18 protein-coding genes are annotated in these 23,828 nt (G+C 61.0%); 5 read left to right on the forward strand and 13 right to left on the reverse strand.

All coding sequences use genetic code 11. The features are described 5' to 3' along the window. Positions 1-46 precede the first annotated feature (46 nt). The 3 genes from B0D71_RS04240 to B0D71_RS04250 are packed head-to-tail and all read left to right on the forward strand — an operon-like array spanning position 47 to position 5,522. Entirely contained in the window at positions 47-1,291 is a 1,245-nt protein-coding gene (locus B0D71_RS04240; RefSeq protein WP_103393622.1) for an exonuclease SbcCD subunit D C-terminal domain-containing protein, read from the forward strand. Beyond that, on the forward strand, positions 1,288-4,929 hold the full coding sequence (locus tag B0D71_RS04245) for an AAA family ATPase (protein ID WP_103393623.1): 3,642 nt from the start codon (positions 1,288-1,290) through the stop codon (positions 4,927-4,929). Before B0D71_RS04240 ends, B0D71_RS04245 begins: the two co-directional genes overlap by 4 nt. Then, on the forward strand, positions 4,926-5,522 hold the full coding sequence (locus tag B0D71_RS04250) for a glutathione S-transferase (protein ID WP_103393624.1): 597 nt from the start codon (positions 4,926-4,928) through the stop codon (positions 5,520-5,522). Before B0D71_RS04245 ends, B0D71_RS04250 begins: the two co-directional genes overlap by 4 nt. Before the next feature lie 167 nt (positions 5,523-5,689). Here B0D71_RS04250 and B0D71_RS04255 read toward each other — a convergent pair whose 3' ends face one another. From B0D71_RS04255 to B0D71_RS04290, 8 genes are all read right to left on the reverse strand, one after another. After that, positions 5,690-5,947, reverse strand: coding sequence for a hypothetical protein (locus B0D71_RS04255; RefSeq protein ID WP_103393625.1), 258 nt, complete (start codon positions 5,945-5,947; stop codon positions 5,690-5,692). After that, on the reverse strand, positions 5,944-6,156 hold the full coding sequence (locus tag B0D71_RS04260) for a hypothetical protein (protein WP_103393626.1): 213 nt from the start codon (positions 6,154-6,156) through the stop codon (positions 5,944-5,946). Before B0D71_RS04260 ends, B0D71_RS04255 begins: the two co-directional genes overlap by 4 nt. Before the next feature lie 350 nt (positions 6,157-6,506). After that, on the reverse strand, positions 6,507-6,686 hold the full coding sequence (locus B0D71_RS04265; RefSeq protein WP_103393627.1) for a hypothetical protein: 180 nt from the start codon (positions 6,684-6,686) through the stop codon (positions 6,507-6,509). A 155-nt stretch (positions 6,687-6,841) separates the two neighbouring features. Continuing rightward, entirely contained in the window at positions 6,842-8,011 is a 1,170-nt protein-coding gene (locus B0D71_RS04270) for a lactonase family protein (RefSeq protein ID WP_103393628.1), read from the reverse strand. Further along, entirely contained in the window at positions 8,004-8,342 is a 339-nt protein-coding gene (locus tag B0D71_RS04275) for a DUF5629 family protein (RefSeq protein WP_103393629.1), read from the reverse strand. Before B0D71_RS04275 ends, B0D71_RS04270 begins: the two co-directional genes overlap by 8 nt. A 134-nt stretch (positions 8,343-8,476) precedes the next feature. Then, positions 8,477-10,057 carry an aldehyde dehydrogenase (NADP(+)) gene (locus B0D71_RS04280; protein WP_103393630.1) on the reverse strand — a complete coding sequence of 527 codons (1,581 nt, stop codon included), beginning with the start codon at positions 10,055-10,057 and terminating at the stop codon, positions 8,477-8,479. A 10-nt stretch (positions 10,058-10,067) separates the two neighbouring features. Continuing rightward, positions 10,068-11,060, reverse strand: a complete 993-nt coding sequence (gene araD1, locus B0D71_RS04285; RefSeq protein WP_103393631.1) for an AraD1 family protein — start codon at positions 11,058-11,060, stop codon at positions 10,068-10,070. A gap of 74 nt (positions 11,061-11,134) precedes the next feature. Beyond that, on the reverse strand, positions 11,135-12,457 hold the full coding sequence (locus B0D71_RS04290; RefSeq protein ID WP_103393632.1) for an MFS transporter: 1,323 nt from the start codon (positions 12,455-12,457) through the stop codon (positions 11,135-11,137). A gap of 194 nt (positions 12,458-12,651) precedes the next feature. On the opposite strand from B0D71_RS04290, the gene B0D71_RS04295 reads away from it, so the two are divergent. Beyond that, positions 12,652-14,388, forward strand: a complete 1,737-nt coding sequence (locus B0D71_RS04295; RefSeq protein WP_103393633.1) for an IlvD/Edd family dehydratase — start codon at positions 12,652-12,654, stop codon at positions 14,386-14,388. 247 nt (positions 14,389-14,635) lie between these two features. After that, complete coding sequence (locus B0D71_RS04300) at positions 14,636-15,355, forward strand: FadR/GntR family transcriptional regulator (RefSeq protein WP_057398087.1); 720 nt, start codon at positions 14,636-14,638, stop codon at positions 15,353-15,355. A gap of 109 nt (positions 15,356-15,464) precedes the next feature. On the opposite strand, the gene B0D71_RS04305 is transcribed toward B0D71_RS04300, so the two are convergent. The 5 genes from B0D71_RS04305 to B0D71_RS04325 all read right to left on the reverse strand — a co-directional run bounded on the left by B0D71_RS04305 (position 15,465) and on the right by B0D71_RS04325 (position 23,801). Beyond that, positions 15,465-17,849 (reverse strand): efflux RND transporter permease subunit, encoded by a 2,385-nt coding sequence (locus B0D71_RS04305; RefSeq protein ID WP_103393634.1) that lies wholly within the window; start codon positions 17,847-17,849, stop codon positions 15,465-15,467. Between the two features lie 28 nt (positions 17,850-17,877). Continuing rightward, positions 17,878-18,930: a WD40/YVTN/BNR-like repeat-containing protein gene (locus tag B0D71_RS04310; RefSeq protein WP_103393635.1), complete on the reverse strand. Its 1,053-nt coding sequence runs from the start codon at positions 18,928-18,930 to the stop codon at positions 17,878-17,880. A gap of 1,115 nt (positions 18,931-20,045) precedes the next feature. After that, complete coding sequence (pepN, locus tag B0D71_RS04315) at positions 20,046-22,703, reverse strand: aminopeptidase N (RefSeq protein WP_103393636.1); 2,658 nt, start codon at positions 22,701-22,703, stop codon at positions 20,046-20,048. Between the two features lie 10 nt (positions 22,704-22,713). Next, positions 22,714-23,544 carry a DUF2797 domain-containing protein gene (locus tag B0D71_RS04320; RefSeq protein ID WP_103393637.1) on the reverse strand — a complete coding sequence of 277 codons (831 nt, stop codon included), beginning with the start codon at positions 23,542-23,544 and terminating at the stop codon, positions 22,714-22,716. After that, a complete protein-coding gene (locus tag B0D71_RS04325) occupies positions 23,541-23,801 on the reverse strand; it encodes a YeaC family protein (RefSeq protein WP_053158810.1) in 261 nt (86 codons plus the stop codon). Before B0D71_RS04325 ends, B0D71_RS04320 begins: the two co-directional genes overlap by 4 nt. Between the last annotated feature and the right edge of the window lie 27 nt (positions 23,802-23,828).

Consider the following 23,828-nt stretch of genomic DNA (forward strand, 5'->3'; position numbering starts at 1 on the left):
CTTCATTTTTCACGCGGCCATCACCTATTTTGTAGCGGAGTCCGCCTTGCGCTTGTTTCACACCTCCGACTGGCACCTGGGGCAAAACCTGCACGGCCAGGATCGCGATTTCGAACACGGCTGTTTTCTTGAGTGGCTGTTGCGCCAGCTGAAACTGGATCAACCGGACGTGCTGTTGATCGCCGGCGACATCTTCGACACGGTCAATCCGCCGGTAAAAGCCCAGGAACGCCTCTACGATTTCATCGTCAGCGCCCACGAGCAGCAGCCATCGCTGACCATCGTGATGATCGCCGGCAACCACGACTCCGGCTCGCGGATCGAACTGCCCGCGCCATTGATGCGGCGCTTGCGCACTCATGCGCTCGGTCGTGTGTTGTGGCTGGATGACGGGCAACTGGACGCCGAGCGCCTGCTACTGCCATTGCCGGATGCCAGAGGTGAAATCGCCGGTTGGTGTCTGACACTGCCATTTCTGCGCCCGGCGGAAGTCACCGGCGCGCACTTGGGCGACAACTACCTGCGCGGGATCGGTCAGGTGCACGAATGGCTGATCGAAGCGGCCAACGCCAAGCGCCAGCCGGGTCAGGCACTGATCGCCATCAGCCACGCGCACATGGCGGGCGGATCGGTGTCGGAAGACTCCGAGCGCAGTCTGATCATCGGCAACGCCGAAGCCCTGCCCGCCAGCCTGTTCGGGCCGAGCATCAGCTACGTGGCCCTCGGTCACCTGCACAAGCCGCAGAAGGTCAACGGCGAGGAGCGCATTCGCTACTGCGGCTCGCCGATTCCGTTGTCGTTCTCCGAAATCAGCTATCAGCACCAGATTCTCGACATCAGACTCGACGGCGAAACCCTGGTCAGCGTCGAGCCGAAACTGATCCCCCGCGCAGTCAACCTGCAACGCATCGGCCCGGCGCCATTGAGCGAAATCTTGCTGCAACTGGCGGACCTGCCGAACATCGACCTGTTGGCCGACCTCCAGCGCCAGCCATGGCTGGAGGTGCGGGTGCGCCTCGATGAACCGCAGCCTGACTTGCGCAATCAAGTGGAAACCGCCCTGCAAGGCAAGGCCGTGCGCCTGGTGCGCATTGCCGCCGAGTACGCCGGCAACGGCAATCGTGACGGCAGCGACGATGGCAACGCATTGATCGAACTGGACCAGCTCACGCCTCAGGAACTGTTCAGCCGTGCCTGGCAGGACAACTACGGCAGCGAGGTCGACGAGCAGACCCTCAAGGACTTTGCCGAGCTGTTGCAATACGTGCAGATGGAGAGCGAACAACCATGAAAATCCTCGCGATCCGCCTGAAAAACCTCGCCTCGCTGGCCGGGCCGTTTGAAATCGACTTCACTGCTGAACCCCTGGCCAGTGCCGGACTGTTCGCCATTACCGGCCCCACCGGTGCCGGTAAAAGCACCCTGCTCGATGCCCTGTGCCTGGCGCTGTTTGGCGCCGTACCACGCCTGAACAACACCGGCCGTGACGCCAAGGTGCCGGACGCCGATGGCGAAATCGGTACCGGCGACCCGCGCACCCTGCTACGTCGCGGCACGGGTGAGGGCTATGCGGAAGTGGATTTCGTCGGTGTCGACGGCCGTCGTTACCGCGCCCGCTGGGAAGCCAATCGCGCCCGGGACAAGGCCGGCGGCAAGCTGCAGGCCAGCCGCCAGAGCCTGCGCGACATCGATCAGGATCAATTGCTGGCCAGCCAGAAAGGCGAATACAAGGCTCAGCTCGAAGCCGCATTGGGCCTGAATTTCGAACAATTCACCCGTGCCGTGCTGCTGGCGCAGAGTGAGTTCAGTGCGTTCCTCAAGGCCGACGACAACGACCGCAGCGAACTGCTGGAAAAGCTCACCGACACGGCGCTCTATACCCGCCTCGGTCGTCGGGCATTCGACAAGACCAAGGAGGCCCGCGAGGCTCACAAGCTGCTGCAGGATCAGGCCAGTGGTGTGACGCCGCTGTCGCCCGAGGCCCGTGCGGAACTGGATGAGCGTTTCAACCAGGCGCAGCAGCAGCTCAAGACTCAACAGGTGCAACTCAAGCAGCTTGAACTGCAGGACACCTGGCTCAAGGACCTGCGTCGATTGCAGGACGAGCATCTGGCCGCGACCGAGCAACTGCAATCGGCCCAGACCCATTGGGATAGCCTCGCCAGCGAGCGTTTGAGGCACACCCGCCTCGAACAATTGGCCCCGCAACGGCACCAGTTCGCCCGTAAAGCCGAGGTCGATGGGCTGCTGGCACCCTTGGCGGCACAAATTGCCCTGCATACGCAGCAACAGGGCGAACTCGGTGAGCGTCAAACGCAACTTGAGCAACAGCTCAGTGCCGCCCGGATCGTGCTAGGCGAAACGCAACAGCGGCAAGCCGACAGCACGCCGTTGTTGCGTCAGGCCTTCGAAGCGCAAAGCACCCTCGCACGCCTGGCCAAGGATGCCGCCCTCAGTGCCGAGGCCAGGCAACAGGCGCAACAGGCCTGCACTCAGGGCCAGAACACTATTCAGACCTTGCTCGATCAGCAGACCCGTGGCGCCGGGGACTTGCAGCGCATCGCCACCGAGCTGGAGCAAAGCGCTCATCTGGCACCGTTGAGCGATGCCTGGAATGCCTACCGTGATCGCCTGCAACAGTTGATGTTGATTGGCAACCGCCTGAATCAGGGCCAGGCCGAACTGGCCAGCCTCGAGCAAAACGCCACGAGCGCCGAACAAACCCTTAGCGCGCAGAAGCAGCAACTGGAGGTGCTGTTCAAGGAGGCCGGCGCCGAACCGGATGCCGTCGCCGAGCAGATCGGTATCCTCGGCAGCCTGTTGCAGGACAACCGTAAACAACTGCGCGCCGTCGAAGACCTGACGCGCTTGTGGGCCAGTCAGCAGGAACTGGACCAGCACGGCGCCGAGCTGCAACAGCGCCAGCTCACCGCGCAACAGGCGCGTGAGCGCCTGACCCAGGACGGGGTCAAGGCCAAGGCTGATCTGAGCGTTGCCGAACAGACCCTCAACGTCACTCGCGAACTGCTGGAGCGCCAGCGTCTGGCGCGCAGTGCCAGTGTCGAAGAGCTGCGCGCGCAGTTGCAAGACGATCAGCCATGCCCGGTCTGCGGCAGCAACGAGCATCCCTATCATCAGCCGGAGGCACTGCTGCAAAGCCTCGGGCGTTTTGATGAAAGCGAACAGGCCAACGCGCAAATGGCCGTCGACCTGCTCAAGGAAAAACTCACCGACTTGCGGGCCGAAGTGGGCGGGCTGATCGCCCAGCAAAAGGAACTGCTGCAACAGCAGGAGCAACTGGCGACCCGCCAGCAAGCCCTCGCACCGAGCCTGGACGCTCATCCGCTGGCAGCCCAACTGCTTAATCAGGACGCCGCCAAACGCGACGCCTGGCTCAACCAGCAAAACAGTCAGCTCAACCAGAGCATCAGCCAGGACGAGCAACGGCAGAGTGCCCTGCTCACCCTGCAACAGGATGCCGTGCGCCTGACCCAGCAACTGCGTCATGCCGAAACCGCGTACCAGCAAGCGGCCCAGCACCTGAGCAACCAACAGCGTGAACTGGGCAACGACCGCCAGCGCCTGGACGAAGAGCTCAGCGCATTCGCTAATCTGCTGCCAGCCGAGACCCTGCAAGCGCTGCGCGTCGAGCCGGCCGCGACCTTCATGCAGCTCGACCGGCAGATCGCCGCGCGCCTGGCGCAGCTCGAGCAACAAAAGGAAGAACTGGCCGAGCAGCAACAGCGCCAGCAAAACCTGGAGAAGGAGCAGGATCGCCAGCAAAGCCGCGTGCAGCAATTGCAGACTGCCGAACAGCAGTTCACCGGCCTGGCCGAGCAGCAACAGGCGAGCCAGCACACGCTCGGGCAACTGCTCGGCGAACACAGCAGCGCCGAGCATTGGCAGCAGCAACTGGAACAGGCCGTGGAGCAGGCGCGCAGCGCCGAAACCAATACCGCGCAGACGTTGCAAAGCGTGCACACGCAGTCAGTGCAACTCGCCGCCGAGCTCAAGGCCCAGCAGGAGCGCCTGCACGCACTGGAAGGCGAAGAACGTGAGCTCGCCGGCAAGATCGGCGATTGGCGCGCCCGCCATCCCGAGCTGAATGACGGCGGCCTCGAAGACCTGCTGCGCGTCGACGACGCCCAGGTCAGCGAACTGCGCCAGCGCTTGCAGCACAGCGAGAAAGCCATCGAACAGGCCAGCGTCCTGGTGCAGGAGCGCGACAAGCGCTTGCTCGCTCACCAGGCACAACACAACGGAAACCTTGATGCCGAGCAGTTGGCCGCGGCACTGGTCGACCTGCAAAACCTCGCCGCCACCTGCGAGCATCACTGCGCCGAATTGCGCGCCGAACAGGCCGAGGACCAGCGTCGGCAGAATGCCAACCAGGCCCTGGCGCACCAGATTGCCGACGCTTACAACGAGTATCAGCGCTGGGCACGCCTGAATGCCTTGATCGGCTCCGCCACCGGCGACACTTTCCGCAAGATCGCCCAGGCCTACAACCTCGACCTGCTGGTGCATCACGCCAACGTGCAATTGCGCCAACTGGTGCGCCGCTATCGCCTCAAGCGCGGCGGCAGCATGCTCGGGTTGCTGGTGATGGACACCGAAATGGGCGACGAACTGCGTTCGGTGCATTCGCTGTCCGGTGGCGAGACCTTCCTGGTCTCGCTGGCGTTGGCTCTCGGCCTGGCGTCGATGGCGTCGAGCACGCTGAAAATCGAGTCGCTGTTCATCGACGAAGGCTTCGGCAGCCTCGATCCGGAATCCCTGCAACTGGCCATGGACGCCCTCGACGGCCTGCAGGCCCAGGGGCGCAAGGTCGCGGTGATTTCCCACGTACAGGAAATGCATGAACGGATTCCGGTGCAGATCCAGGTCCGCCGCCAAGGCAATGGCCTGAGCACCCTGGAGGTGAAATGAACAGGCTGTATTCCTTCCGCCGCTGCCCATACGCCATGCGCGCACGCATGGCCCTGCGTTATTCGGGCGTGGCCGTGGACATCGTCGAAGTCAGCCTGAAAGCCAAGCCCGCCGAGATGCTCGCGCTGTCGGGCAAAGGCACGGTGCCAGTGCTGAGCGCCGATGGCCGGGTAATCGACGAAAGCCTCGACATCATGCGCTGGGCGCTGGCACAGAATGATCCGCAGGACTGGCTGCTCAAGGATGATCCTGACGCAGCGGCGCAAATCGCCACGCTGATCGAACAGAACGATGAGGTGTTCAAGGTGCACTTGAATCGCTACAAGTACGCCGAGCGCTATCCCGAGCAGCCGATGGAGGCGTATCGCGGCGAAGGCGAGGTGATTCTGCAAAGGCTGGATGAGTTGCTGGAGGGACGTGACTACTTGCTGGCCGACCATCCAAGCCTGGCCGATGTGGCGTTGATGCCCTTCGTGCGCCAGTTCGCCCACGTCGACCGCGAATGGTTCGCGCAGACGCCGTATAAGCGGTTGCAGGATTGGTTGCAGCGGTTTCTGGAGTCGGAGTTGTTTACCGGTGTGATGCGCAAGTAAGCCACCACACACTGTGGCGAGGGGGCTTGCCCCCGTTGGGTTGCGGAGCAACCCCTATCGCGGACTATCGCGGCATCTCCAGATCGCATGCATAGGTTTTGCGGCTACTGCGTAGCCGAACGGGGGCAAGCCCCCTCGCCACAAAAGCCTTTCATCGACAGTGAGATTCAGGCCAACACCCCGCACATCCCGATAGCCGAGCAATCCACCTGGAACGGCCCGAACACCACCCCTTCATTCCTGACCGGCGGGTTGCCTGCCAACAGCCCCATGGCCTTGGCGGTGTCGATATTGCGTGCAATGTTGTGGTTGGCCTCCATGGCACGGGCCACGCCGCCTATCGAGCCTTGCCCGATCCCCAGCAAGGAAAAGCCATTGGTGATGAATGCCAGGAAAGCGATGATCAAAAGCTTGCACCCTTTCATGCGCCGGCGACTCCTGCGAGTTCAGCCTGTTCAGCGCTCGCTTTTTGCGCGCGGTGTTCAAACTGGATACCGGGATGAGCGACCTGGATCGGTGCTTCGAAGGTGAACTGCGATTGGGACGACAGGCTGACCACCAGCACCATGGCAAGGTACAGACCGATCGCCAAATAGGCGCCGTGTTTGGCAGAAGTGAGAATTGAGCTGGCCATGATGTTCTCCACAGGCATGTTTCAATGCCCACAGAATCGATCAAAAAAGCCTGGGTAACCACTCAGGGTTATCCATAGTGACCATCAGCTTCGTTGATCATTAAGCCAGGCTATTTCAGCCTTCAATAAAACTCATCAAGCGCTCGCGGGCTGGCTCCGGCTCACTTGGAACAGGGTCGGCTGCCGACAAAATGGGGGTTGAATAGAATGTGATATCAAGCGCGACATTGATGGCAGACTGATACTGTCGCAAATGCGTTATGCAGGAGCGACATCACTCTGATCGTTTTCAACACAAGTGCTGTCGATCATCAGTGACTTCGCTCCTGCATAAAGGCAGGGATAAACGCTCAGGCTTGGTTTTTGTGATCCAGCGCAGCGTAGAAGTTGGCGCTCTGTTGCAGGTATTTCTGGGTATAGCTCTGGGTGTGGGCTTTTTTGTCGCTGATTTCACTGTTGGCACTGGCTGGCAGCGCAACGGTGGCAGAGATGGCGGAAGCGGCGATGACAGAGAAAATGTTGAAGTTCATGGCGGGATTCCTCGATTCAGTTGGCTTGCTTGCCCGGTGGGGCCGTGAAGCAAACTTAACCCTCGAGGGTTCATGCCTTGAAATGCTTTGTAGCATTACCAGATATCAGCGTCATTGATAAAAGCAGGCAGGCCCCATCAACCGGGGCCTGCGGCTTATTGACGCGGTAGAAACTTCAGGTCGCTCGGGGCGTCCATCGGCAGTTTTTGTACCGTTTTGCCCAGCAGACCGGTCCTGGCATCGCGTTCGACGACGACGATCTGGTTGCTCTTCTGGTTGGCGATCAACAGGAACTTGCCACTTGGATCGAGGCTGAATTCCCGCGGATGATCGCCCTCCACCGCCCGGCGTTGCAGCTCCTTGAGGTGGCCGCTGGCCGGATCGATGGCAAACACCAACAGTTGATTGGCCGCACCACGGTTGCTGACGTAGAGGAATTTGCCATCAGCCGAGGCATGCAAAGCCGCCGCTGCCTTGTCTGAGACCGGTTGCCCGGCGGCCAGATCGACCATCTGCGTCTGTTTGAGTTGGCCGTCGTGGTAATCGAACACCGCTACTTGCGCGCTCATTTCCATGGTCAGCCAGGCATGTTTGCCATCGGCGCTGAACAGCAGGTGGCGCGGCCCGCTGCCCGGTGGCAGTTGCACGAATGCAGGGGTGGACGCGGTCAACGGCAGTTCCGGGTTGGCCTTGGGGTCGAAGCGGTAGGCAAACACCTTGTCGGCGCCCAGGTCGTTGGAAAACACGTATTTGCCATCTGGCGACGAGATGGTCGAATGCACATGAGCCGACGCCTGGCGTTCGGGATTGACCCGACTCGCCGGGTGGCTGCTCATCTGCACCACGGGTTTGAGCTTGCCATCGACCGTCACCGGCAATACCGCAAGAGTGCCGCCTGGGTCTTCGGCCACCGAGTAATTGCTGACGAACAAATGGCTACCATCCGCGCTGAGACTGGAATGGGTCGGCTCGTTGCCCAGGCTTTGCACCTGGCTGATCAGGCTCAGCGCATGGGTCTTGGGATCGATAGCGTAACTGCTGACGCGCCCGACCGGATCGGTCTGGCCCGGGCCGTTTTCGTTGACCACGAACAGGTGTCGCTGATCTTTCGACAGGGTCAGCCACGACGGGTTTTCGCTCTTGATCACTTGCAGGGGCCTGGCATCAATCTGCCCGGTGCGGCTGTCGAACGCCAGGCGGTAGATGCCCTGGCTTTGACCGGCGGTGTAGGAGCCCACGAGCAGTTGATAGTCGTCGGCGGATGCAGCCTGGACGCCCATGGCGCCGATGCTGCCGGCCATCAACAGTGGCCAGAGGTTACGCATCGTCCTGGTCGTCATCTTCGTTATCACCGCTGACGACATCGCCCAGGCACACCAATCGGTGTTCACCCGAGTCACCGGTGATCACCCAGCTTTGCAGCGTAGTGTCGAAGGTCGCGGCCTGGATCTGCGCCGGAGTGAACTCCCAGTGTTTGGCCACACGGCCATCCATGCATTCAATGTGCAGGTTATCAAACTCGTCGAGGGAGAATTCGAAGGCATGCAGCCCGTCGATTTCCACCATTCCGCAGTGTTCGAGGGCATTGAGCAAGGTGTCGGTTGGGGCAGTCATGGCAATCAGTCTTTGAATGGGAAAGCGCCAATGATAGCTCATGCACCCAAACAGGGTTTCACACAAACCTGTAGGAGCTGGCTTGCCAGCGATGAGGCCGGCACATCCAACCTCTTTGCTGACTGTCAGGCCGCCATCGCTGGCAAGCCTGCTCCCACAGGGATTGGGTCTGTCTGTTACAACCCGTCGCGCGATGGCTGCCCATCGACCAGCCGCTGGATACCCAGCGGATTGCCGTTCTTCAGCGCCTCCGGCAGCAAACTGTCCGGGTAGTTCTGGAAGCACACCGGGCGCAGGAAACGATCGATGGCCAGTGTGCCCACCGACGTACCGCGCGCATCGGACGTAGCCGGGTAAGGCCCGCCGTGGACCATCGAATCGCAGACTTCCACACCCGTCGGATAGCCATTGAGCAGGATGCGCCCGACCTTCTGTTCCAGCAACGCAGTCAACCCGGCGAACTGCTCGAAGTCCTCCGGCTCGCCAATGAGGGTGGCGGTCAACTGGCCATGCAGGCCGTTCAAGGCGGCCGTGAGCTGCGCAGGGTCGTCCACTTCAACCACCACCGTAGTCGGGCCGAACACTTCCTCCTGCAGCACTTCATCACCGTCGATCAACAGGCTGACATCGGCCTTGAACAACTGCGGCTGTGCCTGATTGCCCTGCTGCGGATTGCCGGCCAGATGCTCGATGCCCGAATGGGCGAGGAGTTTTTGCAACCCTTGGCCGTAGCTGCCCAGGGTGCCGGCGTTGAGCATGGTTTGCGCCGGCTGATCTGCCATCAACCCGGTCACTTGCTGCACAAAGGCGCTGAATGACGCCGAGCGAATACCGATGACCAAACCGGGATTGGTGCAGAACTGCCCGCAACCCTGCACCACCGACGCCACAAGGTCACGGGCAACCGTGTCGGCCCGCGCCTGCAATGCCTGGGGCAACACGATCACCGGGTTGATGCTCGACATCTCGGCGAACACCGGAATCGGTTGCGCACGGGCCGCCGCCATGTCGCACAAGGCACGACCGCCCTTGAGCGAACCGGTGAAACCAACGGCCTGAATGGCCGGATGCTTGACCAGCGCCGCGCCGACGCCACCGCCGTAGATCATGTTGAATACACCGGCCGGCATCGCGGTTTTCTCGGCGGCGCGAATGATCGCGTCGGCCACTTGCTCGGCCGTAGCCATGTGTCCGCTGTGGGCCTTGAACACCACCGGGCACCCGGCGGCGAGCGCCGACGCGGTGTCGCCGCCGGCGGTGGAAAACGCCAACGGAAAGTTGCTGGCCCCAAACACCGCCACAGGTCCCAGGCCGATACGGTATTGACGCAGGTCCGGGCGAGGCAACGGTTGCCGTTCCGGCAATGCCCGGTCGATCCGTGCGCCGTAGAAATCGCCACGCCGCAGCACTTTGGCAAACAGGCGCATCTGCCCGCTGGTACGTCCACGCTCGCCTTGAATCCGTCCTGCGGGCAATGCCGTTTCGCGGTAGACCACCGCGACAAAATCATCACTGAGGGCATCCAGCTCATCGGCAATGGCATCGAGAAACTGCGCCCGACGCTCCGCACTCAGACTGCGATAGACCGGATACGCGGCCGCCGCCGCGCAGGCCGCCGCATCGACTTCCTGCACTGTCGCCTGGGAAAAGTCGTGGGGCAAAGCCTCGCCCGTCGTTGCATCGACACTCTGCAACTTGACGCTGCCGGCAGCGCTGCGCTGGCCGCCGATGTAGTTGTGACCAAGAATCCGGATCATGGGTAATTCCTCAAAGTGTACCGACGCTGCCGGGTTCGAAAGACGCTGCGACCGGTGCGATGCCGTTGATCAATGGCGCGCCGAATTCGGCCTGGGTGATCTCGAACACATCACCCGGCTGGGTGCGAATGCCATCGGCGAAGGACAGGGTCGCGGTGCCGAAAAAGTGGATGTGCACATCCCCCGGGCGCAGGAACTGGCTGTACTTGAAATGATGGAACTCCAGGTTGGCGAGGCTGTGGCACATGTTCGCCTCGCCACTGAGAAACTCGTTCTGCCACAGCACTTCGCCGTCGCGCAGAATGCGGCTGGTACCGGCCAGATGCTGGGGCAGTTCGCCGACCCGCAATTCCGGGCCGTAGCTGCAACTGCGCAGTTTCGAGTGAGCCAGATACAGGTAGTTCTTGCGCTCCATGACGTGATCGGAAAACTCGTTGCCCACGGCAAAGCCCAGTCGATACGGCTTGCCATCGTGACCGATCACGTACAGGCCAGCGATTTCCGGCTCTTCACCGGCATCTTCGGCAAACGGTGGCAGCGGGAACGGCTGGCCCGGCCTGACGACGATGCTGCCGTCGCCTTTGTAGAACCATTCCGGCTGCACACCGGCTTCATCCGCCGCAGGCTTGCCACCCTCCACACCCCATTTGAAGATGCGCATGGTGTCGGTCATCGCGGTTTCGTCGCCACTTTGCTGGTGCATCTTGTCCCGGGCCGACGCGCTGCCCAGGTGGGTCAGGCCCGTGCCGCTGACCAGCATGTGCGCCGGGTCCACATGGTCCAGCGGCGGCAAGATGCGCCGTTGCGTCAGCAGTTCGGCGTAGTCATGGCTGATGCCCAGGCCCAGTGCCTTCACTTGTTGCTCAAGGCTTGCACCCGCCTCGATCGCCGCCAATGCCAGATCGCGAACGGTGCGCGCGTCCTGCACTTCACGGACCTGGTCTGCCTCGACCACGCCGACACGGCGTTCGCCGTTACTCAATTCGAACTGAACCAATCGCATGAATTTTCTCCTGTTAACGCAGAACCTGGGCAAACACGACTCCCACAGGGTCCGTGGTGATTTACTGTTTCCTGTCAGGTACGGGACGCCCCACGCGCACTCGCCGCAAACTCATCGGCTGGCAGGACGTGTTTGCGTTCCAGCAGGCGATAGACGACGCCAGTCAGAATCAGGCCGAACACCATCACCCCGGAAAGGAAATACAAGCCGGACGCGAGATTGCCGGTGTACTCCTTCAACGCGCCGATCACGAACGGACCGAGGTAGCCGCCGAGGTTGCCCACCGAGTTGATCAAGGCGATTCCCGCCGCCGCACTCGCGCCGGCAAAGAATCGGCCCGGCAGGGTCCAGAACACCGCTGTGCAGGAGAACAGTGCGAACGCCACCAGGCACAGCGCCGCCAGTTGCAGCACCGGCACCGACAGCCAGGCGCTGAGGAACAGGCCAATCGCACCTAGCACGTAAAGCACGGCGAGGTGGCCGTAGCGGTCATTCAAACGGTCGGAACTGCGTGGAATGATCAGCAGGCCGATGATCCCGAAGATGTACGGCACCGCTGAGACAAAACCGGTCACCAGGTCGCTGCCGCCGAACTGCTTGATCAAGGTCGGCAGCCACAAACCGAGGCCATAGATGCTCAGGGTTACCGGCAAGTAGAACAGCGCCAGCAGCAGGACACGCTTGTCCTTGAGTGCGTGCAACGGATTGCCGTGACGGGTCTGGCCATACGCGTCCAGATCCTTTTTCAACTCGCCACTGAGCCAGTCCTTTTCCGCCTGGTCCATCCACTTCACCTGTTGCGGACCGTCCGGCAACCAGCGCAGTACCGGCCAGGTCAGCAGGATCGCCGGGGTGCCGATGACGATGAACAGCCATTGCCAGCCATGCAGCCCCAACACGCCGTCCATGCCCAGCAAGCCGCCGGACAGTGGGCCGGTGATCACCATCGCGATGGGTTGGGAAAGGATGAACAGCCCGAGGATCTTGCCGCGATGGCGTACCGGGAACCATTGGGTGATGTAGTACAGAACGCCCGGAAAGAACCCCGCCTCGGCGGCACCGAGCAAAAAGCGCATCACATAAAAGCTGTTCGGCCCCTGGACGAAGGCCATGCCGATGGTGATGGCGCCCCAGGTGATCATGATCCGTGCGAACCAGCGCCGCGCGCCAAAGCGATCGAGCATCAGGTTGCTGGGAATTTCCAGCAGGAAGTAGCCAATGAAGAACAGCCCGGCACCGAGACCGTAGGCGGCATCGCCCAGGCCGATGTCTGCGCCCATGTGCAATTTGGCGAAGCCCACCGCGGAGCGGTCCACGTAGGCGATCAGGTACAGCAGGATCAGGAAGGGAATCAGTTTCAGCGTGATGCGACGGATAAGCCGCAGTTCCTGGCTCATGAGATCGGTCTCCGATTGTTGTTGTTATGGAACCTCGGGGGACGCCTCTCGCGAAATATTCGCCAGGGCCATCCCTCCGTTTGAGCGGACTATATAGTATTACTATTTAATCAACAACACTTCCAAATATGGGGATTTGAGCTTATGTTACGCCTCAGCTTGAACAATATAGTCATACAATAAGAGAATCGATCATGTCTGATAAGAAACCCACCCTGCGCTCCGCCCAATGGTTTGGCACCGCCGACAAGAACGGCTTCATGTACCGCAGTTGGATGAAGAATCAGGGCATCGCCGACCACCAGTTCCATGGCAAGCCGATCATCGGCATCTGCAACACCTGGTCGGAACTGACCCCGTGCAACGCGCATTTCCGCCAGATTGCCGAGCACGTCAAACGCGGCGTGATCGAGGCCGGCGGCTTCCCGGTGGAGTTTCCGGTGTTCTCCAACGGCGAATCGAACCTGCGCCCTACCGCCATGCTCACCCGCAACCTGGCGAGCATGGACGTGGAAGAAGCGATTCGCGGCAACCCGATCGATGGCGTGGTGTTGCTGACCGGTTGCGACAAAACCACTCCGGCGCTACTGATGGGTGCCGCCAGTTGCGATGTTCCCGCGATCGTCGTCACCGGCGGGCCGATGCTCAACGGCAAGCACAAAGGCAAGGACATCGGCTCCGGCACTGTGGTCTGGCAGCTCAGCGAACAGGTCAAGGCCGGCACCATCAGCATCGATGACTTCCTCGCGGCCGAGGGCGGCATGTCCCGTTCGGCCGGCACTTGCAACACCATGGGCACCGCCTCGACCATGGCCTGCATGGCAGAAGCGCTCGGCACTTCCCTGCCCCACAACGCGGCGATCCCGGCCGTGGATGCGCGCCGTTATGTGCTGGCACATATGTCCGGCATGCGTGCCGTAGAGATGGTCCGCGAGGACTTGAAGCTGTCGAAGATCCTCACCAAGGAAGCCTTCGAAAACGCCATCCGCGTCAACGCCGCCATTGGCGGCTCGACCAACGCGGTGATCCACCTGAAGGCCATCGCCGGGCGCATTGGTGTGGAGTTGGACCTGGATGACTGGACCCGTATCGGTCGCGGCATGCCGACCATCGTCGACCTGCAACCGTCCGGGCGTTTCCTGATGGAAGAGTTCTATTACGCCGGTGGCTTGCCGGCGGTGCTGCGTCGCCTCGGTGAAGCCAACCTGATCCCGAACCCGAATGCCTTGACCGTCAACGGCAAGTCGATCGGCGAGAACACCAAGAACGCGCCAATCTATGGCGAGGACGAAGTGATCCGCCCCCTCGACAACCCGATCCGCGCCGATGGCGGCATCTGCGTATTACGCGGCAACCTGGCGCCACTGGGCGCGGTGCTCAAGCCTTCCGCCGCCACGCCCGAGTTGATGCAGCATCGTGGCCGTGCGGTGGTGTTCGAGAACTTCGACATGTACAAGGCACGGATCAACGACCCAGAACTGGACGTGGATGCCAACTCGATCCTGGTGATGAAAAACTGCGGGCCGAAGGGTTATCCAGGCATGGCCGAAGTCGGCAATATGGGCCTGCCGGCCAAACTGCTGGCCCAGGGCGTGACCGACATGGTGCGCATTTCCGATGCGCGCATGAGCGGAACGGCGTACGGCACCGTTGTCCTGCACGTCGCCCCTGAAGCCGCCGCCGGCGGGCCGTTGGCCGCCGTGAAAGAAGGTGACTGGATCGAACTCGATTGCGCCAGCGGCCGCCTGCACCTGGACATCCCGGACGCCGAACTGGCGGCGCGCATGGCTGACCTGCAACCGCCACAGAACCTGATCGTCGGTGGGTATCGTCAGCTGTATATCGACCACGTGCTGCAAGCGGACCAGGGTTGTGACTTCGACTTCCTGGTCGGTTGCCGCGGCGCCGAAGTACCGCGCCACTCTCACTGACATAACAGGTCCCTCCTGTCATACCAACACCTGTGGAGAGGGGGCTTGCCCCCGTTGGAGCGCGAAGCGCTCCCAATACGACCCACGTGTTTTGCCAGGCAGAACGCGTTGGCACGATTGCGGCTGCTGCGCAGCCGAGCGGGGGCAAGCCCCCTCGCCACAGAGTGCTCATAGCTTTCGACTGATGCATCCCGCCGCGCCTGCTATCATGCGCGACACCTATTCGCACAGGATCGCGTCGTTTCCCATGGATTACCGCAAACCCTCCGACCGCAAAAGCATGCACTCGCGCATCGTCCAGGAACTGGGCATGCAGATCGTCTCGGGACGTTTCCTGCCGGACGACAAACTGCCCGCCGAAGCGCTGTTGTGCGAAGAATATGCGGTCAGCCGGCCGGTGCTGCGTGAAGCCACCCGAGTACTGGTTGCCAAGGGCCTGGTGTACTCCCGTCCGAGGGTCGGCACCGTGGTCAAGCCGCGCAAGGACTGGCACATGCTTGACCCGGACGTGCTGCACTGGTTGATGCAGAGCAGTCCGCAGAATCAGTTTTTCGACCTGCTGACCAGCGTGCGCAGCATCATCGAACCGGCCGCTGCCGCCCTCGCCGCGCAATTCGCCACGGAGGCGGACATTGCCTCCATCGGTGAGGCCTACCAGCGCATGGAAGCCGCCCCGACGCCGGAGGCGCTATTGCAGCCGGACCTGGATTTCCACAGTCGCATCGCCGATGCCACGCACAACGACTTGCTGGCCAACCTGTGCAACATGCTTTCGGTGGCCATCGCCGAAGCCTTGAAGCACTCGAACCAGCGGCCGAACCTGCATGAACTGGCGCTGCCCCGGCACAAGGCGATCCTGACCGCCATCGAAAACCGCGACGCCCTGGGTGCACGACATGCGACGCTGGTGCAGCTCGATGATGCGCGCAGTGCGTTGAATGTGGTGTTGGGCACCGATCCTGCCTAAACGCCCCCCCCTGTAGGAGCCAGCAAGCCGGCTCCCACAAAGGGGTGTTTATCTTCAGATGTAAAAAAGCCGCAACCCGAGGTTGCGGCTTTTTCATTTCAGCGATCAATCAATGGGCGAACAGCGAATTGCCCTTCTGTCCCGCCAGTTTTTCAGGCTTGATCAGGAACCGTGCCAGTGCCGGCAACAGCCACAGCGCACCGAACATGTTCCACAACAGCATGAAGGTCAGCATCAGACCCATGTCGGCCTGGAACTTGATGGCCGAGAAGATCCAGGTGCACACGCCGATGGCCAGGCACAGACCGGTAAACAGCACCGCCTTTCCGGTGGACTTCAGCGTCTGGTAGTACGCCTCTTGCAGCGGCAGGCCGGCACGCAGGAAGCTTTCCAGACGGCTGTAGATGTAGATGCCGTAGTCCACACCAATCCCCACACCAAGTGCCACGACCGGCAGGGTCGCCACTTTCACGCCGATGCCCATGAAGGCCATCAGGGCGTTGCCGAGCACCGAGGTCAGCACCAGCGGCAGCACGATGCACAAGGTCGCCGCCCACGAGCGGAAGGTGATCATGCACATCACCGCGACGCAGATGTACACCAAGATCAGGATGGTCAGCTCGGACTTCTTGATCACTTCGTTGGTGGCGGCTTCGATCCCGGCGTTACCGGCAGCGAGGATGAACTCCAGGCCTTCCTTGTTGTTTTCCTTGGCGAACTCCTGCACCGCATGCACTGCACGATCCAGTGTCTCGGCCTTGTGATCGTTGAGGAACACCAGCACCGGCGCCAGGGAACAGCTGTTGTTGTACAGGCCGTCAGCGCGGGCGATGGAGTTGTTCAGCACATCAGGGTTACGCGACAGGGTTTCCCATTTCAGGTTGCCCTCATTCATGCCCTTGATCATTTGCTTGGACACAGTCACCAGGGAAATCGCCGACTGCACGCCCTCGGTGTTCTGCATCTTCCACATCAACTCGTCGATCGGCGCCATGGCTTCGTAGCGCGAGCACCCTTCAGACTTGGTCTTGACCATCACCACCAGCACATCGGAACTGGTCGAGTAGTTGTTGATGATGAAGTTGTTGTCCTTGTTGTAGCGCGAGTCCGGACGCAGCTCCGGGGCACCCTGGTCGAGGTCGCCGATTTTCAGGTTCTGGCTGTACCACAGGCCGCCACCGAAGGCGATCAGCGCCAGCAGAATGGAAACCGGGGCAACTTTGGCGCTGGCAAAATTCGCCAGCAGACGCCAGAACGGATGCTCGCGAGTCGCATCCTTTTTGCTGCGTTCGACGGCACGCTTGCTGATACCGACATAGGAAATCGCCACCGGCAGCAGGATCAGGTTGGTGAACACGATCACCGCCACGCCGATGGACGCGCCGATGGCCAGCTCACGAATCACGCCGATATCGATGATCAGCAGCGTGATGAAACCCACGGCATCGGCGAGGATCGCGATCATCCCTGGCAAGAACAATTGACGGAAAGTGCGACGAGCCGCCGTCAGGGCGTTGTCCGCCTCGCTCGATTGCAGGGCGATCCCGTTGATCTTCTGCACGCCGTGGGAAATACCGATGGCGAAGATCAGGAACGGTACCAGCATCGAGTAAGGATCGAGCCCGAAACCGAAGAAGTGCATCAACCCCAGTTGCCAGACCACCGCCACCAGCGTCGTGCTCAACACGGCGACGGTACTGCGCAGGCAGTTGGTGAACCACAGCAGGAGGACCAGGGTAATGACGAAGGCAATGCCGAAGAACATCACCACCATCACCAGGCCGTCGATCAGGTCACCGACTTTCTTGGCGAATCCGACGATGTGGATCTTCACATTCGGGTTCTGTGCTTCGAACTTGGTGCGGATCTTGTCTTCAAGTTCGTGAGAGAACTTGCGATAGTCCAGCGCCAGCAGCTTGCCCTGGTCCTGCGGGTCCGGATAGGACTCCAGCAATGGAATATCGACGATGCTCGACTTGAAGTCGTTGGACACCAGGCGCCCGACCTGACCGGACTTGAGCACGTTGTTGCGCAGCAAGTCGAGGCTGGCCTGGGAGCCGTTGTAGCTTTGCGGGATCACTTCACCGCCGGCGAAGCCCTCTTCCGTCACTTCGGTCCAGCGAACGCTCGGGCTCCACAGCGACTTGAGACCAGAACGGTCGACACCGGAGATGTAGAACACTTCGTCGTTGATCTGGCGCAGGGTCTCCATGTACTCCTTGGAGAAGATGTCGCCATCGGTGGCTTCCACCGAGATCCGCACGGTGTTACCCAGGTTCGCCAGATCGTTGCGGTGCTCCATCATCTTCTGGATGAACGGGTGCTCCAGCGGGATCATTTTTTCGAAACTGGTGGACGGACGAATCAGCGTCGCCTGCCAGAACAGGAAAATACTGACCAGCAGGCAGATCGTGATCACTGCCGGGCGGTTGTTGAAGATCAGGCGCTCGAGGAACGTCGCCTTGTCCTGGTGATGAGTACTCAAGGAAGTCATAGCTCCGCCTTCTTATTATTAACCCGGCTCATTTGCCCGACTCGGTGCCGCTTGGCGAGGTGACGCGAACGCCGCCCTGCCCGGCCAGAACCAGATTGCCATTGCCTGCCGCAGTCACTGCCGAGACCGAAATACGGTCCGGACGGTTGACCACCTTGAAGGTTTCGCCATTGTCGCTGCTGCGGATCACCGAACCGCCGTTGCCGACGATCACGATGGAACCATCATCGAGCAGTGTGCCGCCGGACAGCCCGAACTCCAGGTCGCCACGTTCAGCCTTGAGCTGGACTTGCTCCCAGGTGCTGCCGAAGTCGGTGGAACGATAGAGGTTGCCGCGCAGGCCGTAGGCCAACAGGGTATTGGGCTGCGCCGTGCCGATCACGCCAAACAGCGAGCCCTCGTACGGACCTTCGAGTTTTTCCCAAGTCTGGCCCCAATCGGCGGAGCGGAACATGCTGCCCTGCTCGCCGACGATGAACAGCCCAGCGTCCTTGACCGCGGCAATCGCGTTCAGGTGGTACTGGTCTTCGTTGTCCAGGCGGTCGCTGGCGTCTTCCCAATGCTTGCCACCGTCGGTGGTTTCCATCAGCGAGCCATAGGCGCCCACGGCAAAGCCGCTGTCGACGTCCTTGAACCAGACATCGAGCAGCGGCGATTCGCGCTTCAGGTCTTCGAACTGTTTGGTCCAGGTGCTGCCGCCGTCCTCGCTGGCGAGGATCTGCGCGTCATGACCGACTGCCCAGCCGTGCTTGTCGTCGACGAAAAACACCGAGGTCAGCAAGGCCCGGGTTGGCACCTTGGCCTGGGTCCAGGTAGCGCCCTGGTCATCGGAATACAGGATGTGCCCACGATCCCCGACGGCCACCAGGCGCTTGCCCGCTTGGACGACATCGAGCATCAGGCTTTTGGAAGCCTTGGCAGATTCAATGGAATAAACAACGTCGGATGCTGGCGCCGCCGCGGCCAGCGCAGGTGCCGACAGCATGGCAGAGCCCAACAGCGAGAGCGCTGTGGCCAGCAACGCGAATTTGCGTAATGCCGGCGGGCGGCAGATACCCACACCCATGACAGGCTCACTCATAGACCTTCCCCCATTATTATTGTTAGGTCGTTCAACCTTTCTGGGCGCCGCAAGGGTGCGTGTCTGGACCGGCTGTTTCAGAGCATAGTCCTGAAACCCGCAATCCAGAGCCCCTTCGGAAGCTGGCCTATCCTATCGGTGTTTTTTAATGCCTGACAATCGACGCCACGTTATGTTTTGTTAACCGAGGGGGATGGGGGCTTGTTCTGAATGGTTGGGTATCAGGTGGGGTGATTTGGGTTTGGGGTTTGGGGTTTGGGGTTTGGGGTTTGGGGTTTGGGGTACATATCCGTTTCTGCGGTAACGGCGGCTTATGGTTCCGCTCTTACAGCGGGTCACTTGGAAGAGCCCCAAGTAACCAAGGGCTCTTGCCCCTTTCGTTCGGTGCCTCGCCTAGGCTCGGCATTCCCTCGCTCCGGTCCTGCTCCGTGGGCCCGCCGCCATCGGCCATCCATGGCCGGGGGCGGCTAACCCGGCATCCATGCCGGGTTGCCCACTGCACAGAACCTGCGCTCGGCCTCTCGAGGGGGCAAGAAGATCAAAAGCCACATCAAAAGCCAAAGCGAGGCGGCCTGATCGCGAGGCTATACACGCCTCCCTCCTGTAGGAGCTGGCAAGCCAGCTCCTACAGCTTGATTTGCGTGCATCTGCGAGGGAATGGTTAGCTTCCAGGCCGCCATCGCTAGTAAGTCAGCTCCTACAGAGGGTCGGCGTACACCTTCGCTCTTCACCACTCAACAGGCCGAGCGTTAGCTCGCCTGCAGCTCTTGATCTTGATCCACCCGCCCCCTCGGGAGGCTGAGCGGAGGTGTTTATCCGGGGATTGGCGCGTAGCGCCGTCCGACGCAGTCGAACTCATTGCATGTAGGTCGAAGCGAAGCCGACCGGAGGGCAATGCCCCCGGATGAATACCGGAGCGAAGGAACCCCGAGCCTTAGCGAGGGGCCGGACGCAAGGGGCGAGCGTTTTTTGCTTACTTTTTTAGGCGCGCTTGTAAAAAAGTGAGTCGCCGTAAGGGCGAAACCGCCAGCCGCCGTTACCGAAGAAACGGATATGTACTCAATCAGCAAAGGCCTTGGTCGGCCCAGAGGCCGCCAAGTCCAAAAAAGCCAAGATCAAGCCAAACTCTTGCTGACCACTTCAAACACATCACTGGACAACTGCCCCGAAGCCCGAATCCGCTCCAGCTCCCCCTTCATCAAAGCCTGACGAGCACTGTCGTACTTACGCCAGCGAGTCAAAGGCGCCAACTGGCGAGAAGCAATCTGCGGATTAAAGCCATTCAACTCGATCACCAGATCCGCCAGGAAGCGATACCCGGAACCATCGGCGGCATGGAAGTTGATCAGGTTCTGCCCGGCGAACGCACCGACCAGTGCCCGCACCTTGTTCGGGTTCTTGATGTTGAACGCCGGGTGCTGCATCAACGCCTTTACCCGCGCCAGACCACCCGGCAACACACTGCCGGCCTGGACGCTGAACCACTGATCCATGACCAGCGGGTTGTCCTTGAAGTGCTCGGCGAAGCTGGCCAGTGCCTTGGCCTTCTCGGCTTCGAACGGCGAATTGACCAACACGGCGAGCGCGGTCAGGCGCTCGGTCATGTTGTCGCACGCATCGAACTGCTCCAGGGTTGCCGCCAAAACTTCCGGCTTGCCGCTGAGCATCAGGTACGACAGCGCGATGTTCTGCAACGCACGGCGGGCAAAGTGTTCGGCTTCGGCCACATACGGCGTTTGCTTGGACAGGTCGCGATTGGCCTGATAACGCAGCCACAGGCCTTCGAACAACGCGTCAGCCAGTTGCTTGCGGGTAAACTCGCGAGCGGTGTGAATGGCGTCGACATCCGCCACTTCGCTGATCTCGGTCAGGTACGCCTCGCTTGGCAACGACAGCATTTCGGCAACCATCGCCTGGTCCAGCGACTCATCCGAGAGCACCGTGCGCAACGCCGACACCAGACGCTGATCGAGCACCAGCGCTTCGCCCTTCTGCTGCTGGGCAATCAGCTCTTGCAGCACCTGCACCGACAGTTGCTGGCCGGCATCCCAGCGGTTGAAACCGTCGCTATCGTGCTGCATCAGGAACATCAACTGGTCGCGGTTGTACGGGAAGCTCAGTTTCACCGGTGCCGAGAAGCCACGCAGCAACGACGGCAACGGTTGTTCGGCGATGTCGACGAAGGTGAAGGTCTGCTCGGCTTCGGTCACGGAAATGACTCGCGAGGTGCCTTGGGTCGAGGCTTCACCGGACAGACGCAGGGTAATCGCCGCCCCTTTGGAATCCAGCAGGCCCAGTTCGACCGGGATCACGAACGGCAGTTTTTGCACCTTGTCCGGGGTTTCCGGGCAGCTCTGGCGGAAGGTCAGGCTGTAGGTTTTCGCCGCTGCGTCGTACGACTCGCTCACCGCCAGGCGCGGTGTACCAGCCTGGCTGTACCAGCGTTTGAACTGGGTCAGGTCAACCCCATTGGCGTCTTCCATGGCCTTGATGAAGTCATCGCAGGTCACGGCCTGGCCGTCGTGGCGTTCGAAGTACAGGTCGCTGCCTTTGCGGAAGCCTTCGGCACCGAGCAAGGTGTGAATCATGCCGACCACTTCCGAGCCCTTTTCATACACGGTCAGGGTGTAGAAGTTGGAAATCTCGATGAAGTTGTCCGGGCGCACGGCGTGGGCCATGGGACCTGCATCTTCGGCGAACTGGTGGGTACGCAGGTACGCAACGTCCTGGATGCGCTTGACCGTGGCCGAGTTCATGTCCGAGGAGAAGCCGGCATCGCGGAATACGGTGAAGCCTTCCTTGAGCGACAGCTGGAACCAGTCGCGGCAGGTCACGCGGTTGCCCGACCAGTTGTGGAAGTATTCGTGGGCGACGATCGCTTCGACCCGCTGGTGCGCGGCATCGGTGGCGGTTTCCGCCTTGGCCAGCACGGCGCTGGAGTTGAAGATGTTGAGGCCCTTGTTTTCCATGGCGCCCATGTTGAAGTCATTCACGGCGACGATCATGAAGATGTCCAGGTCGTACTCGCGACCGTAGACCTCTTCGTCCCAGCGCATGGACTTCTTCAGGCTGTTCATGGCGTGCTGGCACTTGTCGATGTTTTCCGGCTCGACATAAATGCGCAGCGCCACGTTACGCTCGCTCATGGTGGTGAAGCTGTCTTCGACGGCCCACAGGTCACCGGCCACCAGCGCAAACAGGTACGCCGGTTTCTTGAATGGGTCTTCCCAGGTCGCCCAGTGCCGGCCGTCTTCGCCGGGACCGGAAGCGATCGGGTTGCCGTTGGACAGCAGCACCGGATAACTGTGCTGCTCGGCGACCACGGTGGTGGTGAAGGTGCTCATCACGTCCGGACGGTCAAGGTAATACGTGATCTTGCGAAAGCCTTCGGCTTCGCACTGGGTGCAGAACATCGTGCCGGACTTGTACAGGCCTTCCAGTGCGGTGTTCGTTTCCGGGTGGATCCTGACGCTGGTGTCGACCGTGAAGGTGGTGCTGGTCGGGTGCAGGGTCAGGTGATTCTCGGTCAGCTGGTATTGCGCATCAGAAAGCGCCTGATCGGCCAGCGTCACCGACAGCAGTTCCAGCTGCTGGCCATCCAGCACCAGCGGCGGCAGGCCCGGGCCTCGCTCGGGATTACGGCGCATCACCAGTTGCGCATGGACCAGGCTGTGGTCCTCGTACAACTCGAAGGTCAGGTGTGTTTCGTCGATCAGGTACTCGGGCGCCTGATAGTCCTTCAGGTAAATCATCTTCGGTTGTTCGGTGCGCATGCTGGAGTCCTTACTGATGCACGGCGAGCTGGTAAGCCGTGTATTTACGAATGTTGATCACGCCGGTGTCGAAGATCAGGTATTGCCCCTTGACCCCCATCAGCGTGCCTTCGGCAATCGGGTTCTTGTCCAGGTTGAAGCTGACAATCTTCGCCGGGTACTGCTCGACCGGGTAGCGGATTTCCAGCGGTTCGATATCGGTAACCGCCTGGATCGCCTGCAAACCAAAGCGTTCCTGCAACCCTTGCAAGCCTTCGGCGCAGCTGTCGAACAGTTGATCGCGAACCTCGGCCAGGTTCACTGCCGCCGCATCGCCCTTGAGTAAAGCGCGCCAGTTGGTCTTGTCGGCCACCTGGCTGCGAAACAGATCCTCGACGAAGCCGGACTGCTGCCGGGTCGATACGCGCATGATCGGCAAGGCCTGGCTCGCACCCTGGTCGAGCCAGCGGGTCGGCAACTGGGTGGCACGGGTAATCCCGACTTTCACCCCCGACGAGTTGGCCAGGTACACCACATGATCGGTCATGCAGAACTTCTCGCCCCACTCGGGCTCGCGGCAGGTGCCAGCGTCGAAGTGGCAGCGCTCCGGGCTCATGATGCACACGTCGCACTGGGCCAGTTTGGTCATGCACGGGTAGCAGTAACCCTGGCTGAAACTGGTCTTGGTCTTGCGTCCGCAATGGATGCAGTGGATCGCACCCAAGTATTCCAGGCGAACCGTGGTGCCGATCAACGGATTGACCGGGACTTCGGTTTCGCCCAGACGGAAGGCGTATTGCACGTTCGGCCCGTCAAGGCGCGCCGACATTTTGCTGATTGCACCGCGGCCAATCTCGATCAATGGATGGCATCCGACTTGAACAGGATATTGGGCACTTGAATCGACTTGGAGCTGCATTCCTGCGGGCCCATGTAGCCAGTACGCTGGTCCTCGGGCAGGTTCTGGATTTCCCAGGCGATCATCGCCTGCAACGACAGTTCGCGTTGTTCGGCGGTGAGCTTGCCACCGTCGGACCATTTGCCGATTTCCACGGCCAGTTTCAGACTCTCGTAGATATCGGGGGTGATGTTCTTGATCATTTCGTTAAAAGAGGACATTGGGTCTCCGTCTCTTTATTGCATGTT

It is taken from the genome of Pseudomonas laurylsulfativorans (genome assembly GCF_002906155.1).
Lineage (GTDB): Bacteria > Pseudomonadota > Gammaproteobacteria > Pseudomonadales > Pseudomonadaceae > Aquipseudomonas > Aquipseudomonas laurylsulfativorans.

What these genes read in the sequence shown, in the direction of transcription:
- B0D71_RS04245 (WP_103393623.1), top strand. Translation starts at nt 1,288, where the DNA reads ATGAAAATCCTCGCGATCCGCCTGAAAAACCTCGCCTCGCTGGCCGGG.
- B0D71_RS04250 (WP_103393624.1), top strand. Translation starts at nt 4,926, where the DNA reads ATGAACAGGCTGTATTCCTTCCGCCGCTGCCCATACGCCATGCGCGCA.
- B0D71_RS04255 (WP_103393625.1), bottom strand. Translation starts at nt 5,947, where the DNA reads ATGAAAGGGTGCAAGCTTTTGATCATCGCTTTCCTGGCATTCATCACC.
- B0D71_RS04260 (WP_103393626.1), bottom strand. Translation starts at nt 6,156, where the DNA reads ATGGCCAGCTCAATTCTCACTTCTGCCAAACACGGCGCCTATTTGGCG.
- B0D71_RS04265 (WP_103393627.1), bottom strand. Translation starts at nt 6,686, where the DNA reads ATGAACTTCAACATTTTCTCTGTCATCGCCGCTTCCGCCATCTCTGCC.
- B0D71_RS04270 (WP_103393628.1), bottom strand. Translation starts at nt 8,011, where the DNA reads ATGCGTAACCTCTGGCCACTGTTGATGGCCGGCAGCATCGGCGCCATG.
- B0D71_RS04275 (WP_103393629.1), bottom strand. Translation starts at nt 8,342, where the DNA reads ATGAGCTATCATTGGCGCTTTCCCATTCAAAGACTGATTGCCATGACT.
- B0D71_RS04280 (WP_103393630.1), bottom strand. Translation starts at nt 10,057, where the DNA reads ATGATCCGGATTCTTGGTCACAACTACATCGGCGGCCAGCGCAGCGCT.
- araD1 (WP_103393631.1), bottom strand. Translation starts at nt 11,060, where the DNA reads ATGCGATTGGTTCAGTTCGAATTGAGTAACGGCGAACGCCGTGTCGGC.
- B0D71_RS04290 (WP_103393632.1), bottom strand. Translation starts at nt 12,457, where the DNA reads ATGAGCCAGGAACTGCGGCTTATCCGTCGCATCACGCTGAAACTGATT.
- B0D71_RS04295 (WP_103393633.1), top strand. Translation starts at nt 12,652, where the DNA reads ATGTCTGATAAGAAACCCACCCTGCGCTCCGCCCAATGGTTTGGCACC.
- B0D71_RS04300 (WP_057398087.1), top strand. Translation starts at nt 14,636, where the DNA reads ATGGATTACCGCAAACCCTCCGACCGCAAAAGCATGCACTCGCGCATC.
- B0D71_RS04305 (WP_103393634.1), bottom strand. Translation starts at nt 17,849, where the DNA reads ATGACTTCCTTGAGTACTCATCACCAGGACAAGGCGACGTTCCTCGAG.
- B0D71_RS04310 (WP_103393635.1), bottom strand. Translation starts at nt 18,930, where the DNA reads ATGAGTGAGCCTGTCATGGGTGTGGGTATCTGCCGCCCGCCGGCATTA.
- pepN (WP_103393636.1), bottom strand. Translation starts at nt 22,703, where the DNA reads ATGCGCACCGAACAACCGAAGATGATTTACCTGAAGGACTATCAGGCG.
- B0D71_RS04325 (WP_053158810.1), bottom strand. Translation starts at nt 23,801, where the DNA reads ATGTCCTCTTTTAACGAAATGATCAAGAACATCACCCCCGATATCTAC.